We start from the raw sequence: 16639 nt of genomic DNA, 5'->3' as shown, positions 1-16639 counted from the left end.
ATAAAGATTTATGGCAAACGAACCACAAAACACAGCTGATTTAAGCAATGACGCCGCTTCAAATTCTGATACTTTATCAGATAATCTGCTAGATAGTTTTTTTACCGAAGAGGGTAAATCAGAAGTGCCTAAAGGCTATCGTACAGGCTATGTAGCCATTGTGGGTAGACCTAATGTGGGTAAATCGACCTTGATGAACCATATGTTGGGTCAAAAGCTCTCTATCACCTCGCGCAAGCCGCAAACGACGCGTCACCGCATTCATGGCATTTTATCGAGTGAAGATATGCAAGCTGTGTTCGTTGATACTCCTGGTATTCATCACAATGAAGTTCGTTTGATAAATGAGCGCATGAATAAGGCGGCATTTTCAGCTTTAGTGGATGTTGATTTAGTATTGTTTGTGGTCGATGGCGAGCAATGGCGTGAAGACGATCTATTAACCCTAGAGAAGATTGGTGAGACAAAAACTCCCGTTGTGTTAGTGATTAACAAGGCAGATACCATTAAAGATAAAGGCTCAATTCTACCGTTAATCGAAACGTATCACGAGAACTTCGATTTTTCTGATATCGTGCCTGTTTCTGCCCTAAAGAATCAAAATTTAGACCGCTTGCAACAGGTCATTCGTTCACACCTACCCGAAGGTAGTCCTATTTATGATACTGAGCAAATTACAGATCGTAGCGAGCGTTTTTTGGCCAGTGAAATTATTCGGGAAAAAATTATGCGCCTGGCCGGCGATGAAGTGCCTTACGATTTAACAGTACAAATCGATGAGTTTAAAGATGAGCCTGCGCACATTGACCCTAAAACAGGACGTAAGCGTAAAGCGGTTACCTTTATTGATGCCACAATATTTGTTGAGCGAAATGGTCAAAAAGCCATCGTTATTGGTGATAAAGGGGCTCGTATTAAGCAAGTGGGTATTGCCGCTCGTGAAGATATGGAAGCTTTGTTTGATCGAAAAATAATGCTGAACCTTTGGGTGAAAGTAAAACAAGGCTGGTCCGATGATGCCCGTGCATTAAGCAGTTTAGGATATTAGGGTCTGTTGAACATTCAATACTGACTCTACTATTTGTCGCGTTTGAATGAGCTTTAATTGATAGGTTGGTTTCTAGATTTGGTCTAATTTTTTAGTGCATAGTTAGGTATAAGGTCATTAGATAGTTGCAAGGGGTATCTTGACAGTGCGAAATGAGCCACTACATGCCTATAGCTTGCATCAACGTCCTTTTCAAGAAAAGCGCACTATTTATTATCTGTTAACTAAAGAGTATGGTGTGCTACATGGTATCGGTAGAAAAGGCATTCCACAGTTTGCGCCCTTAACCCTTTTTGCAACGGGTAAGAAGTCTCTTAAGACTTTACAGGAAGTTAATATTGCAGATGTGGTACCAAGTTTAATCGGTCAACAGCAATATGCCGCATTATATGTCAACGAAATCACATTAAAGCTATTGCCTTTAGAGGACAGCATACCGTCCGTCTATGCTCAATATAGTCATACGATGCAGCAGCTTCAACGTCCACTTAACCGTGAGGAGCTAAAGCTGGTTTTACGTCAGTATGAACAAATATTGTTTAATGAGTTGGGTGTTGCCATTGATTTAGAACAAGATTCTGAACAAGCGTTAATAGAGCCGTCTGCTAGCTATCGTTTTGCGCCAGATAGAGGGTGGTTAAAGGAATACGAAACAAAAGAGCACGAAATAGCTAACACCCCACTGAGTACTGATAATAAAACTCAGCATGAGGCAACCACGTCGAACCGAAATCCCTCATTTTTAATGCAGTCAACGCCAGTATTAGGCGAGACCATCATTGCGATGCGTGAAGGCATTACCTTAGCCACACTAAATAGTTGGTCTCTTATTCACCGTCAGCTTATTGATCATCTATTTGATTATCAACCGCTCCAAAGCCGTATTTTGTGGCAGCAGTTTTATCAGTATCAGTGATGACATTATTCGTGGCTTAGTTGAGAGTCTTAATTGTAGAGCTTAGTTGAGTAGCTTAATTGAAGAGGCTGGTTGGAAAATTCAGCTGAGCGGCATAGAAGAATGAGAGCTATAACTCACTTCAGTTACTATAAACACCGTTAACACTGTTTCTTAAATAGGTAGTATAGGTTTTGATAATGACAACTCAGACGATAGAGTCAACTCCCTTATTAGGCGTTAATATTGATCATGTTGCGACACTGCGTCAAGCCCGCGGGGTAGAATATCCTGATCCTGTAGAAGCTGCACTACTGTGTGAGCAGGCAGGCGCTGATGGCATCACATTGCACTTACGTGAAGATAGACGGCATATCCAAGATGCGGATGTGACTCGCATGAAGCCACGCTTAAAAACGCGAATGAATTTGGAGATGGCGACGACTCATGAGATGTTGGAAATTGCTATCAAGATTCAGCCAGAATGGGTGTGTTTGGTACCTGAAAAGCGTCAGGAGTTAACCACTGAAGGTGGGTTAAACGTCACTGATCAAGTCGATAATCTTACAACTTATATCACCGCGCTACATGATGCAGGTATAAAAGTCTCCTTATTTATCGATCCAGAAGTGACACAAATTGATGCGTCAGTAGCATGTGGCGCAGATGCTATTGAGCTACATACGGGTCAGTACGCCGAGGCGACGTTGAGCCAAGATGACGCTGCCATACGACAAGAGCTGGATAGAATTAAGCAAGCTGTAGACTATGCGATATCGAAGCGTGAGACACTTATCGTCAATGCAGGACATGGTTTAACACGGGACAATGTCTATGCTATTGCTAGTATACCTGGGATTTATGAGTTGAACATTGGACATGCTCTAATTGCTGATAGTCTCTTTATGGGACTCGAAAATGCGGTTAAAGCTATGAAAGCGGCAATGCAGGGGCGTTAATAACTCTAATAGCGATATCTGAGTAACTTTATCTAATGTAGCGTTATTGAATAAATTGATGAGCGACGCTACTAATGAACGACTTTAATAAGGCTAGCATTTTATTTATCTTGCTTGCTGGATTTTATTAAGGGCAGCTTTTATTACGGGCAGCCTGTTTTTATATAACGATAGGGTTTAAAACGATGATTGCCTTGTGGATTGAGGGAGATTTGATAAGTATTAGCGGTATTGAGATCATAAGGACAGTATTTAATATGCCCAAAGTGTCCGCGTGGTAGCCCAGTATCACCAAAAAACTTAATATAATGTCGATTCCCAAATCTAAGATATAAACGCCCATAGTCTAAATTTAAGGGCTCATTCAGCACCAAGTTATCAATCGCGGGATCAAATTGATGATTACCATCCTTATCACTAAATACTAAAAGATAGCGTGATGCATTTTTGTGACAATGATAGTCATCATCAGTTAGACACATGAGCGTATTATGATGGTTTATAAAGCTCTGAGCTCTCGACACTCTAAAGGTATTGGTAAGATGACCGCGCACTTGCTTAGCTTCCCACGCTTTTAATCCTGTCAAAAATGAAGGAATTGCGATAACGCTAATTACAGTCAGTATGACGATGGTGACCAGAGTTTCTAAAAGGCTAAACCCTTTCTCAGTTATAGGCATCATGGTATTTATAGAGTGTAAACGATGCGGTTCTATCTCTGTTTCTAGTTCTACTTTAAACATAAATAGCTGACCAAAGTTATGAAGTAAGAGATAAGCATTATTTGCTTAGTAAAGCGTTTAGAATGCTAGAAGTTGCCAACCACTTATTGTTTTAAGGTTTTCGAGAATATCTGAGTCTAATCATTTTGTTAAAGGCAAAGATTACAATGTCAGCCACAGCATTGAATATGATATCTTTTATATAAACAATACCTTTTACCTTAATACCTTATCTTTGTTAGACTCATTGAACCTATCCTACTGTGTATCACCTGCTACCGGTTTAGCGTTAACAATCGTCTTCCTTGATAGCGTAATTTCAAGATTTGAAATGAATTAAGGATGCCATAATATTTTCTATTGTCAAATTTTGTTACATTTGGTGAAAAATGATAGAGTAAGGATAGAACTATTTCATCGTATGTATTAGAATTACCTTTAGTAGCTCTTTTATCACATTAATGTTTAAGTTAACAAAAAAATGTGTATTAATAAGGATTTATTTTAAACAGTGTTTTTTTATTTGGTTTTAAGTTAGTCTTTAAGGTTCAACTTTGTCATTAAATAGTAAGTGTGACTTTAAAGTAAACATAGGTCACTTGATGTGAAGTTAATGACGATATGTCAAAAATATGTTGTAAATTTTTTAATTTATAGATAAGCTATTATGCGAAAGTATAAGTGCTTTGTTTCTATTTAAGTAAGAAACTGTTTAAATGCGTTCCTATTTAGAAAGAGCTTAGTATTACAAATAAAGATATTAAGTGTTTTTTTGCACACAAACCATCCCTTGGAGGAAGTTTATGAAACTTAACAAAATGACTTTAGCTATCATTGCTGCAACTGCAGCACCAATAGCAGCGACAGCTGGTGTAACTGTCAGCCCACTTTTACTTGGTTATCATTACACTGAAGCTGATGATACTCGTGAAAAGCAAGGCGAATTATTTGGTAACCAAGGTAACACTGGTGTTTATGAAAACGCAGATGAAACTAAAGGTGGCGTTGCTAAAGAAAGTGGTTTATACACTGGTGCAGCACTAGGTATCGAACTAACACCGTCAACTCAGTTCCAGGTTGAATATGGTATTTCTGATACAGATGCTGAAATTGGCGATGACAAAGTCGGTGATATGGAACATGAAATGATCACTGGTAACTTCCTAGTTGGTTTTGATCAATTTGGTGGTTATAGCGACAGCGCTTTCCGCCCATATGCTTTGATCGGTGCTGGTCAATCTAAACTTAAATATGAAAGTGAAAATGGCCAAAGAGAAGCTGAGACTAAAGATACCATCGGTAACTTAGGTCTAGGTGCTATGTATCGTATCAATGACGCATTAAGCCTACGTGGTGAAGCGCGTGCGATCCATAACTTTGATAACGATTGGTGGGAAGGTATGGCTCTTGCTGGTCTAGAAGTCGTTCTAGGCGGTCACTTAGCACCTGCAGTAGTTGCACCACCTCAAGTACAACCTACTCCAGTTGTAGAACCAACCCCAGTTATCGTAGTTGAAGCGGACCAAGATAGCGATGGTGATGGCGTTCTTGATAGCGTTGACCAATGTCCAAATACTCCACCTAACGCTGTTGTAGATGCTAGAGGTTGTCAGAAGCAGATTCCAATGACGGATGAGCTAAAAATGGAATTGCGTGTATTCTTTGATAACGATAAGTCAGTTATCAAACCTCAGTACAAGCCAGAAATTGCTAAAGTAGCTGAAAAAATGCGTGAGTATCCAAACTCTACTGCTAGCATTGAAGGTCACGCCTCTAAGACTGGTCCATCAGCTCGTTACAACCAACGTCTATCTGAAGCCCGTGCAATTGCGGTTAAAACGTCATTAACCAATGAATTCGGTATTGCACCAAATCGTCTAAGCACTATCGGCTATGGTTATGACCGTCCAATCGCGCCAAACGATACTGAAGAAGGTCGTGCAATGAACCGTCGCGTATATGCGGTTATCACAGGTAACAAAACAGTGACTGTTGATCAAACTAAAGATATGAACGTACGTTAATATCTAATAATGTTTTAGTAGTTATTCAAAAAAAGCTGCCAATTGGTGGCTTTTTTTTATTTATTACTAGTAATCTTTGCTTTTTTCTTTAACGAACTTAAAATACTGTTTATATAGTGTCATATAATAATGCTATACTGCAGTCCAGAAAATTAGGTTACTAATTATTACCCGTATAAAATTGAGTCTTTAAAATATGTCTAACGAAATAAAAAACTTACGTAATATTGCTATCATCGCTCACGTAGATCATGGTAAAACCACCTTAGTTGATAAATTATTACATCAGTCTGGTACGTTTGATGACCGTGCAAATATTGCCGAACGCGCAATGGATTCAGGCGCTATTGAGCAAGAACGTGGTATTACTATTCTTGCAAAAAATACTGCTATTAAATGGCAGCACCCTGATCGTGATATCGAATACCGAATTAATATTGTAGACACCCCAGGTCACGCCGATTTTGGCGGTGAAGTTGAGCGTGTGATGTCGATGGTTGACTGTGTATTATTAGTGGTAGACGCGGTCGATGGACCAATGCCACAAACTCGTTTTGTTACTCAAAAGGCGTTTGAACAAGGTCTTAAACCGATTGTCGTTATTAATAAAATTGACCGTCCTGGTTCACGTCCTGACTGGGTAATGGATCAAATTTTTGATTTATTTGATAATTTAGGTGCAACGGATGAGCAGCTTGATTTCCCTGTTGTATATGCCTCAGCGTTAAATGGTGTTGCTGGACTGGATGCAGATAATCTAGCAGATAACATGGTGCCGTTGTTTGAGACAATTGTTGATGTAGTAGAGCCGCCACAAGTAGATGCTGATGCTCCTTTCCGTATGCAAATCTCAAGCCTTGACTATAATAATTTCGTTGGGGTTATTGGTATTGGTCGTATTGAGCGTGGTCGTATCTCAACCAATACGCCCGTTACTGTAATTGATAAAGAAGGTAAAACTCGCAACGGTCGTATCCTTAAGATCATGGGTTATCATGGATTAGATCGTATTGAAGTAGAAGAAGCTCAAGCTGGTGATATTGTTTGTATTACGGGTATAGATGCCTTAAATATTTCAGATACTATTTGTGATCCTAATCACGTAGAAGCATTACCACCATTGACTGTCGATGAACCGACAGTGTCAATGACGTTCCAAGTCAACAACTCTCCTTTTGCCGGTCGTGAAGGCAAGTTCGTAACTTCGCGAAATATTCGTGAGCGTTTAGAGCGTGAATTGATTCATAACGTTGCGTTACGCGTAGAAGATACGGACTCTGCTGAGAAATTTAAAGTTTCAGGACGTGGTGAGCTCCATCTATCCGTATTAATTGAAAACATGCGTCGTGAAGGATTTGAGTTAGCAGTATCTCGTCCAGAAGTTATCATAAAAGAGGTGGATGGCAAACTCCAAGAGCCTTATGAAAATGTTATCTTTGATGTGGAAGAAGAACATCAAGGCTCTATTATGGAACAAGTCGGCTTGCGTAAAGGTGAGATGACAGATATGCAGCTTGATGGTAAAGGTCGTATGCGTATCGAAGCGACAATGCCAGCACGTGGACTTATTGGCTTCCGTTCTGAGTTTCTAACACTAACATCAGGATCTGGTATTTTAACGTCTAGCTTCTCGCATTATGGCCCACAAAAAATAGGTGAAGTCGGCGGCCGTACGAATGGTGTATTAGTATCAATGGCAAACGGTGTTTGTCTTGGCTACGCCTTATTTAACCTGCAAAAACGTGGTAAGTTATTTGCTGAGCCGCAGCTTGAAGTGTATGAAGGAATGATTGTTGGTCTTAATTCACGCAGTGATGACATGGTTGTCAACCCAACAACTGCCAAACAATTAACGAACGTCCGTGCCAGCGGTACTGATGAAGCCTTAACTTTAGTGCCTGCTGTTAAGTTCACTTTAGAACAAGCACTAGAGTTCATTGAAGATGATGAACTGGTTGAAGTCACTCCGAAGTCGATTCGTCTACGCAAACGCTATTTGACAGAAAGCGAACGTAAACGTCATGGCCGTAAGAAAGAAAAATAACTAACTTGTTTAATGTTTTTGTAATGTAGTTTCGTTAAATTATTGTTTAAATTAACGTTAAAGTTAATAGTCATTTTAAAAGGTTAACATATAATTATCATGTTAACCTTTTTTTGAGTGACTTTATAAAAAAATAGTGTATATTATGTACTTTTATTTCATTAAGTATAATGAAATCTTAAGCAATAGGTATCAGTAGTATTCGTTTATAAGGCTATGAGTAAAATTATCCCTTTTCTTTAAAACAACCCTTCTTTATTAGGCGCATTGAACCTACTATTTATAGTGATTGATTCATTCATTGTGTTTGTATTCGCCTCGCTTGATAGGTTATGTTTTAAATTGGTATTAGTTTTATGGTTGATCTATTTACGGATGTCTGTTCGATATTAAATAATCCCTTTTCTTTAAAATAAGCTATTTTTGTCAGGCTCACTGAACCCTCTATTTTTAGCATTTAAATTATTGTGTTTGGACTTGCCTTCCTCGATAGGTTAATTTATAGATTTGGCATAACATTTTTATAGGAGTGATATCATGAGTATGATGTCAGAGTTTAAAGAGTTTGCTTTAAAAGGCAATGTGATGGATTTAGCGGTTGGTGTAATCATTGGTGGCGCATTTGCTACCATTACCACCTCGCTCGTTGAAGATATTATCATGCCAATCGTTGCCGCTATTTTCGGTGGCGAAATTAATTTCAAGAATATGTTCTTTATCTTAGGAGATGTTCCTGAAGGTGTGGTACAAAATTATGATGCTTTAAAAGCGGCTGGTGTACCTATTCTAGCCTATGGTAGCTTTATTACTGTATTAATCAACTTCTTAATCTTAGCCTTCATTATCTTCATGCTGGTTAAAGGCATGAATAATTTACGTCGTAACAATAAGGTTGAAGAAGGTGTCGAAGAGCCGACAGAAGAAGTTTTATTATTACGTGAGATTAGCAATAAGCTAAGTAAGTAATTATTTATTTAGTGAGTACAGCCAGTTATATTTACCGGCCTCAACTATAGTCGGCGAACTTATAAAGAGTCACGGCCTTAACCTCGTTAAGCCTACTCAAGTAGTACTTGCACTCGGTTGCCTTGTGACTACTTTAAAGTTCTTTGACTATATAGTGATGAGTATGGAATATAACGAAGAGTAAGCTAATTGAAAGCATTAAAAAAGAGGGTAACAACTGTTAGCCTCTTTTTTTATTCACATTTAAGTTTATAGTAAAGCTAGGTTTGGGATTATTATTGAATCGCTTAAAGTTGGCAGGCAGGACAGTACGTACTTGCCCGGCCGTTTATAGTAACTTTCTCAATCTGCGTACCACATGTAGGGCATGGCTCCTTATATTTTCCATAAACTAAGAGGGTTTGTTGAAAATAACCTGTCGTACCACTAGCCACCGTAAAGTCACGTAATGTAGAGCCGCCCTGTTGAATCGCCCGTAGAAGTATCGCTTTAATATGATCGACTAACGTACGTAGTTGTTTTTTACTTAAACTATTTGCGGGAGTAATCGGATGAATACCAGATAAAAATAAACTTTCAGTGGCATAAATATTTCCCACCCCGACCACAAACTCTTGATCCATAATGACCGACTTAATAGGACGTGAAACAGATTTGAGAGCGGGTTTGTTATTTTTATTTTTAAGCTTATTTTCTGAGACTCTATGTATTTTGTGATACAAGTAATCTCCAGAAAAAGTCTCGGTAAGAGGCTCTTCACCTAAGTGGTTAAATAATTTATCTGCATAGTCAGCATACCAAAGTATCGCACCAAAGCGCCGTGGGTCATGATAGTGCAGCTGGATAGATTGACTGCTATTTTTATCGGACAAGTACTCAATAATCAAATGATCATGCTTACGCTTGGAAGTTCCAATAGGGAACTGTTGAAGGCTACCTGACATACCAAGATGAATGATGAGTGACTTAACATCCTCAGTTTCAGGCTGTCTAAACGTTAATATGAGATATTTAGCCCGTCTTTTAACGTCAGTTAAGACGTAACCCTTCAAAGAGTTAATGTCATCTGGGACTGGCCAACGCAATTTCGGCTGAAATACATTGACCTTTTGGACTCGACGATTTAATAAAGGTTTGAGACTGGTCTTGGTTGTTTCTACTTCGGGTAGTTCTGGCATAATTAGACAGCTCTTCTCGCATGTATTACGCCTGGCTGCTGCTCTAGCTTAGCCAGTAGCTTAGATAACTGAGATAACCCTGTCACCTCTAAACGAAACTTTAGATGTGCTACGTTATCATCATCACTATTGGTATCGACACCGCGAATATTGACATCTTCTTTGTCTATAACTTGGGTTAAATCGCGTAGCAATCCTCTTCTATCATAAGATTCGATTATTATTTCAACTGGCTGATAACTGGCGCGCTGTGATATCCAAGATGCTGAGATTTGACGCTCAGGTTCACGTTCTATCAATCGGGCATATTCAGCGCAGCCTCGATTGTGAATAGACACGCCACTGCTTTGCGTAATAAACCCAGCGATAGGCTCACCATAGACGGGCTGACAACAGTTTGCGAAACGAGTTTCAATGTTGTCAAGCCCATCAATATGAACTTTTAGAGCCTCTACCCTGTCTGTAGATTTGTGATGGACGATTGGAACGTGCTCTTGCTCTTCTTTATCGGTAACGAGATCAAGCTCACGAGAGATGTGTCCAGTTAATTGGTGAATACCAATATCACCCGTCACAAGACCCACTAAAATATCATCAGGACTATTTACATTAAAGTGTTTCACGTAGTCTTTGAGACTGATGCTATTGGGATGAACGGCCAAACGAGTCAACTCTTTAGCGAGCATCTGCTTCCCAATCTCTAGGTTCTTATCGCGATCTTGTTTATTGAACCATTGACGTAATTTAGAGCGTGCTCGAGAAGTTTGAATATAGCCTAAAGAAGGAACGAGCCAATCACGATTGGGTTCGCGCGAAGATTTGGTAATGATTTCAACTTGCTCACCTGTTTTAAGTTGATAGGTAAGTGGCACATAGCGCTGATTGACCCTTGCTGCTTGCGCGCGATTACCAACTTGGGTATGAACGTAGTAGGCAAAATCAAGAACCGTTGCCCCTTTGGGTAACTCAGTGATATCGCCATCACGGCTGAAAATATAGATGTGCTCAAGTTCACCAAAGTCGACCAATTGTTCTTCTTCATCAAGCTCTTGATCAAAGCCATCAACCAATCCAGTCGCCACTAAGTTTTTATTCGTTGTATCGCTACCTGTGAGGAGTAACTGACGTAAAGAGCTGATTTTTTGGTTCAAATAAGCATCTTGTTTATTCTTACCACCTTCTTTGTAATTGACATGGGCACACATACCCAGCTCAGCTTCAAAGTGCATTTGATGGGTACGAATTTGAATTTCTAAGGATTTATTTTCTGCAATAACAGCCGTGTGTAAAGATCGATAGCCGTTAGATTTTGGATTGGTTATATAATCATCAAACTGTTCAGGAATATGTCGCCATAACCCATGAACGAGACCTAACGTGTGATAACATTCTGGTTGAGTATCGACCAATACCCTTAAAGCACGAATATCATAAAGTTGATCAAAAGACAGGCCTTTGAGTTTCATTTTACGATAAATAGAATAGATATGCTTGACGCGTCCAGATACCTCGCCTTTAATACCGGCCTCTTTTAAGCATGCTTCGAGCTGGGCACGGACACGCTCTATATACTCTTCGCGCTCGCTTCTTTTTTCAGACAACAGCTTAGCAATTTCTTTATAACGATCCGGCGCCAAATAGCGGAATGCCAGATCTTCTAATTCCCATTTTATCTGGGCAATACCCAAGCGGTGTGCAAGCGGCGCATAAATCGTCATGACCTCACGAGCCACGCGTTTCCTACGCTCCTCGCTGGCATAAGACAGCTCACGCATAGCAAAGGTACGTTCTGCAAGCTTGATGAGCACCACACGCACATCGTTGGTCATAGAGATTAGCATGCTGTAGATATTAGACAGCTGCTCGCGCTGATTATTCACAAAGTGATCTTCGAGTCGCTTATTACTTTCGATCGTTTCAGAAAGCTGTCCCATTGCTAGAGCGTCTTTAACAAGAGTAGCTACTTCTTCACCAAAAACGTCAAGAATACGGTCATGAGGAATAAGATTAGTTCGAGCAGCACGGTAAAGCATTGCGGCGGTTAAGGCGTCTTCATCTTGATAGAGATAGGTTAAGATATCTGCCATACCAATACCGGTCATAAACGCACTTGAGCGGCTCCCTTCTTCATCCGAGCTTGACTTAGTGCCAATTAGATCACATGCTTTAGCTAAATCGGGTAAGTCAGGTAGATTAACTCGATTAGCAACAGCTTTTAACCAAGCGGGTAGGTCGATAAGGGTATTATCGGCTAGGGCAGTATTGTTCTCATCGGTATTATATGAGTATTTGTTATCTGATTCATTATGATTAAGATGAAGAGACGAGGTTAAGCCGTCTGATCCCAGCTTACTTTCAGAAAAAGTTAACGTATCGAGTTGAACTTTTTCAACTAAAGACACATCGTTAAGAGGTAAGAATTCTGCTTGTATCGAGCGATCCATTGCTGTGGTCAGCTTAGTGGTCGCCAATTGTTTTTTTAAATCTGCATTAAGCATTCCAAAAGAGATACGGGCAGGATTATAGTAGCCATGTTGCTGTTGAGCAATCATCTGCGCTGCTAAGGAGGCACTATCTTCAGTTGTTGTTTGACCATCGATAAGTGGCAACCCTTCACGAACTTTTACCACGTTTTCCTCCCTTAACCCGTAATGAATCTGTTGACACGCTAAAAAATCAGTTACAGTGTTATTATAATAACTTAACTATCTATTAGTATTATCTTTTTAATAAAATTTATGTCAATATAATGTCTGTGAACAGTTGTAAACTATAACTAACACTTAAGCCCTATACTGTCATAGAAAATTCTAAGAAGTCGATTATTTTGGTAATACTTAAAACAAGCTTTAAAGTCTCATAGCGTTAATCACCACTTTAATCATCAAGTGACACTAAATGGTTTCAATTTTCTCAAAACGGGCAATAGACTCAACATGACCTGTATGGCAGAACATATCCATAACTCCCGCATCTGTTAATCGATAACCTTGCTCAATAAGCGCCTTAGTATCACGTGCTAATGTGGCAGGATTACAAGACACATAGACAATGCGTTTGGCATCAAAACGAGGTAAATACTGCATAACCTCCCAAGCCCCTGAGCGTGGGGGGTCAATCAAAATTGCATCAAACCCTTGTTGTGCCCATGGCTGATCACTAAAGTCTTGCGTCAAGTCTTGATTATAAAACTCGGTATTGTAAATGCCGTTACGCTTGGCATTGTCAGCGGCGCGAGCTGTCATAGCATCAGAACCTTCAACCCCAATAGCCAGACCTTGCGTACCATCCTCTCCGCCGACAAGACGAGCTAAAGGCAGGCTGAAGTTGCCTAAACCACTGAACAAATCTAGAACACGTTCACCAGCCTTTAAATCTAGCAAATCACATGCCAATTTAGTCATTTTACGGTTAACAGATAGATTAACTTGGGTAAAGTCGGTCGGAATAAACTCATAGGTCAAACCAAATTCTGGCAGTTGATAGTACAGTCGACCAAATTGCTCGCTGATATCGTCCCCCTCATGTAATGCAATACGCTTAATGCTGTCAGGACCTTTCGACTGTAAATATAGCTGCCAATGACGCGCTTTAAAAAATTCTTTTAGTTTGTCAATATCATCGTCAGAGAGTGGCTCAAGATGGCGTAAAATTAAGGCAACCGGTTGATCCCCATCAGCAAAATCAGGTAGCAATTCACCCATAGCCAACTCAATCTGGGCAATATGTGAACGCGCTTCTAGAGAACTTATCAATTGTTTTAAGTTTTCAAGCTCAAAACCAATACGCTCATCTAAAATATGACATTCGTTCAGTTCGGCTAAGAAGTTACTGTTTCGCTCACGAAAGCCCACTAACGCTGTTTCTTTTTTGGCAACATAACGTACCCCCATTCGGGCTTTGGTTCGATATCCTAGGCGATCCGCTACCACAGGTTCAAGCCAGTTCTCAGGTTGCACATTGGCTTGATGCTCTAGCAGCTCTGCAAGTACGGTTTGCTTAAAAGCAATTTGACCTTCAGGTTGCCAATGCTGCAAGCTACAGCCCCCACAAGTTCCGAAATGTGGGCAGGGAGGGGTTTGACGCTCCGGATGCGCATTGGCAATAAGCTCAACGGCGTCCCCTTCCTCGAAGCTTTTACGACTGTTAGTTAGACGGACATTCACGGACTCATTAGGGAGTGCAAAGCTAACAAAGACTTTTTTACCATGTTTGTCCTCATTGTGACCCTCATCAACGCCAAACTCATTGCCATACACAGCCACACCGCGACCATCATGAGACAGACCATCAATCTTAAATGCTATCGGCGGCGCATCTTTTAAGCGGCGGCGCACACGTGAGCTAGGTTTAGACAGTTTTTTACTTGGTGCGGTGGCTAAAGAGGCATGATTATTTTTGAGATTGTCATTGCCATTGGCTTTCGTAGGTTTACTATTATTGTGTGAAACGTTATCGATGGGCTGCATAAACCTGCCTATGTATTTAAGAAGTTAATAAAGGGCTGATGAAAGGTCTAAAATATGAGGTATAAGTCATGAGGGATAAGTTTGGGTATGGATTTTAACACATAAACCCTTGTCTCGAATTGCAAGTAGGGGATAGCCTTATTCTCATGACGATGTGATTGGATAGACATGCTTAAATAATAACAGTATAAGCGTCAGGTGTTTAAAGTCTCTAATGCCAATACTCCAAAAACTCTTGATGACGCACACTGCCATCTTTTTCAAATTTGGACATTAAATAACGTCGAGTTTCTGTTTGCCACATATCAAAGTTTTCAGTAGTTAATGTGCCGGTCAAGCGTAGCCAGCGTAAATAAATAAGCCACGTATTGATGACATCAGACTCGCAGTAGCGGGTTAAATCTTGCCACTGTTTCTGAGCCACCATATCTGCAACATCACTTCCATCAACATCCATTTTCCCTGGCAGTCCATAGAGGCTGGCGACAATAGTCATGGCTTCACGACGACTGGCGCCATATTGACTAAATCTATCCATCAAATCAAGGTGACGGTCTTGGAATCGGTTGACGTAATTGTTATAACGCATGTTGTTAATTCGACTCCCTTCTTCAAATAGTAAAGGAACGCTTACATCATATTGCATAGCCCGATAAATAAGCACAGGGATATCAAAGCCAGAACCATTCCAACTGACGATCTGAGGCAGGTGCTCTAAGTCTTTAAATGCGCGGAAAAAGGTCGCTATTATTTCTTTTTCGCTCATTGTTTCGTTGGATAATGAAAAAAGTGAGAACTGTCCATCCTTGATATAAAATACTGAGATACAGACGATGCGCTGTAAGGGTAGACGCATGAAGTCATGTCCGGCTTCTTGTACCCGCAAGCTGGTTAAGGCAGTTAGGGTGTCATCATCGTTAAGCTTTGCAAGTTGCGGATACACCCGTCGGCCGCCTTCAATATCGGGCACGGTTTCGATATCAAAAACCATAACAGGCGTACTAGAAAAATCGGTCATAGCGTATCTACTGAGTCTGATAAGAATTATACTAAAGTTTTTATACTAAGCTCATTATACTGAGCACATTATATTAAGGTGCTGAACTTAAGGTAATGAGTTACATTGTGATCCAGATTACTCAGCAGTAAACAGACCCGTCGATAAATAACGGTCACCACGATCACAGACAATAAAGGCGATGACAGCATCAGATTGGCTCTCAGAGATCTCTTTGGCAATCTGAATGGCTGCCCAAGTTGCTGCGCCAGAGGATACGCCAGCCAATATACCTTCGGTTCGCGCCAGTTTACGCATATACACTTCGGCGGTATGTTGGTTAATATCTATCACTCGGTCGATGACGCTGGCATCGTATATTTCTGGTCTATATGCTTCAGGCCAGCGGCGGATACCTGCGATAGAGGACTCATCATCAGGCTGTAAGCCAATGACTTGAATGTCTGGATTTTGCTCTTTTAGATATTTACCAGTCCCTGATATCGTACCCGTGGTACCCATTGAGCTGACAAAGTGGGTAATACGTCCCCCGGTTTGACGCCATATTTCAGGGCCAGTTGTGGCGTAATGGGCAGCGGAGTTGTCCGGATTTGAAAATTGGTTGAGCACCAGACCTTTTCCTTCGGCTTGCATTTGTAAAGCAAGATCACGGGCGTCTTCAATACCTCCTTCAACCTCAATTAAAGTTGCGCCATAGGCTGCCATAGCGTCCTTACGTTCTTGAGTAGACTTAGCGGGCATGATCAAAATCATTTTATAGTCACGCATGGCAGCAACCATCGCCAATGCAATACCTGTATTGCCACTAGTTGCCTCAATTAGGGTATCACCTGGTTTAATATCGCCCCTTTTTTCAGCTTGCAAAACCATATTAAAAGCAGGACGATCTTTAACTGAGCTTGCCGGATTATTGCCTTCAATTTTGGCCAGCACTTGGACTTGGTTACTAACGCCTTCAAGCTGAGGCAAGCGTTGTAAAGAGACAAGCGGCGTATTGCCAACGCAATCAGATAACGTGGTGACTTGATCAATAACGTTGACGGAGTGTGTTGAATTTGACATAGGAGTTTCTCAGTACATCTATTGGTAAATTTTAGCCAAAGTGTGTTGTATGATTCTAAAGGTTAAGTTATAAAGGTTAGGAATTATAACATTTTGAACAGCAACTGGTTATCTGCAATACGTTGAAAACCTGTTACACTCAATGACAATGTAGATTAATGGAATAACACATTAATTGAATGAGAGGTTAATAGTTCGTGACCTTGTCATTTTATCCAAGTTTTGTGAATCGATACTTAAGATTATTTACCTCA

The 16639-nt window shown here is 40.3% G+C and carries 12 protein-coding genes; 6 read left to right on the top strand and 6 right to left on the bottom strand.

The genetic code is table 11. From position 1 onward, the window contains the following. Positions 1-10: 10 nt before the first annotated feature. The 3 genes from era (at position 11) to AC2SLT_RS03100 (ending at position 2902) form a co-directional block, all read left to right on the top strand. The gene (gene era, locus AC2SLT_RS03110) at positions 11-1048 is read left to right on the top strand and encodes a GTPase Era (RefSeq protein ID WP_486546088.1); all 1038 of its coding nucleotides are present in this window, start codon (positions 11-13) and stop codon (positions 1046-1048) included. 145 nt (positions 1049-1193) lie between these two features. Next, positions 1194-1964, top strand: coding sequence for a DNA repair protein RecO (gene recO, locus AC2SLT_RS03105; protein ID WP_486546326.1), 771 nt, complete (start codon positions 1194-1196; stop codon positions 1962-1964). Positions 1965-2143: 179 nt separating this feature from the next. Continuing rightward, positions 2144-2902 (top strand): pyridoxine 5'-phosphate synthase, encoded by a 759-nt coding sequence (locus AC2SLT_RS03100; protein WP_486546087.1) that lies wholly within the window; start codon positions 2144-2146, stop codon positions 2900-2902. Between the two features lie 143 nt (positions 2903-3045). Here AC2SLT_RS03100 and AC2SLT_RS03095 read toward each other — a convergent pair whose 3' ends face one another. Further along, positions 3046-3645, bottom strand: coding sequence for a pilus assembly FimT family protein (locus tag AC2SLT_RS03095; protein WP_486546085.1), 600 nt, complete (start codon positions 3643-3645; stop codon positions 3046-3048). Positions 3646-4427: 782 nt separating this feature from the next. Here AC2SLT_RS03095 and AC2SLT_RS03090 point away from each other — a divergent pair. The 3 genes from AC2SLT_RS03090 (at position 4428) to mscL (ending at position 8658) form a co-directional block, all read left to right on the top strand. Next, positions 4428-5648: an OmpA family protein gene (locus AC2SLT_RS03090; protein ID WP_486546083.1), complete on the top strand. Its 1221-nt coding sequence runs from the start codon at positions 4428-4430 to the stop codon at positions 5646-5648. A gap of 196 nt (positions 5649-5844) precedes the next feature. Further along, on the top strand, positions 5845-7692 hold the full coding sequence (gene typA, locus AC2SLT_RS03085) for a translational GTPase TypA (protein WP_486546081.1): 1848 nt from the start codon (positions 5845-5847) through the stop codon (positions 7690-7692). A gap of 537 nt (positions 7693-8229) precedes the next feature. After that, complete coding sequence (mscL, locus tag AC2SLT_RS03080; protein ID WP_486546079.1) at positions 8230-8658, top strand: large conductance mechanosensitive channel protein MscL; 429 nt, start codon at positions 8230-8232, stop codon at positions 8656-8658. A gap of 287 nt (positions 8659-8945) precedes the next feature. Here the strand turns inward: mscL and mutM are convergent, their stop codons facing one another. From mutM to cysM, 5 genes are all read right to left on the bottom strand, one after another. After that, a complete protein-coding gene (mutM, locus tag AC2SLT_RS03075) occupies positions 8946-9836 on the bottom strand; it encodes a bifunctional DNA-formamidopyrimidine glycosylase/DNA-(apurinic or apyrimidinic site) lyase (protein ID WP_486546078.1) in 891 nt (296 codons plus the stop codon). A gap of 2 nt (positions 9837-9838) precedes the next feature. Then, positions 9839-12466 carry a RelA/SpoT family protein gene (locus AC2SLT_RS03070; protein WP_486546076.1) on the bottom strand — a complete coding sequence of 876 codons (2628 nt, stop codon included), beginning with the start codon at positions 12464-12466 and terminating at the stop codon, positions 9839-9841. Between the two features lie 264 nt (positions 12467-12730). Beyond that, positions 12731-14305, bottom strand: a complete 1575-nt coding sequence (gene rlmD / locus AC2SLT_RS03065; protein ID WP_486546075.1) for a 23S rRNA (uracil(1939)-C(5))-methyltransferase RlmD — start codon at positions 14303-14305, stop codon at positions 12731-12733. 211 nt (positions 14306-14516) lie between these two features. Beyond that, the gene (locus tag AC2SLT_RS03060; RefSeq protein ID WP_486546073.1) at positions 14517-15323 is read right to left on the bottom strand and encodes a 3'-5' exonuclease; all 807 of its coding nucleotides are present in this window, start codon (positions 15321-15323) and stop codon (positions 14517-14519) included. Positions 15324-15440: 117 nt separating this feature from the next. Then, positions 15441-16385 carry a cysteine synthase CysM gene (cysM, locus tag AC2SLT_RS03055; protein WP_486546071.1) on the bottom strand — a complete coding sequence of 315 codons (945 nt, stop codon included), beginning with the start codon at positions 16383-16385 and terminating at the stop codon, positions 15441-15443. Positions 16386-16639: the final 254 nt, after the last annotated feature.

The sequence above is a fragment of the Psychrobacter sp. CX18 genome (assembly GCF_057396215.1).
This window is presented reverse-complemented; position numbering and strand designations above follow the sequence as displayed.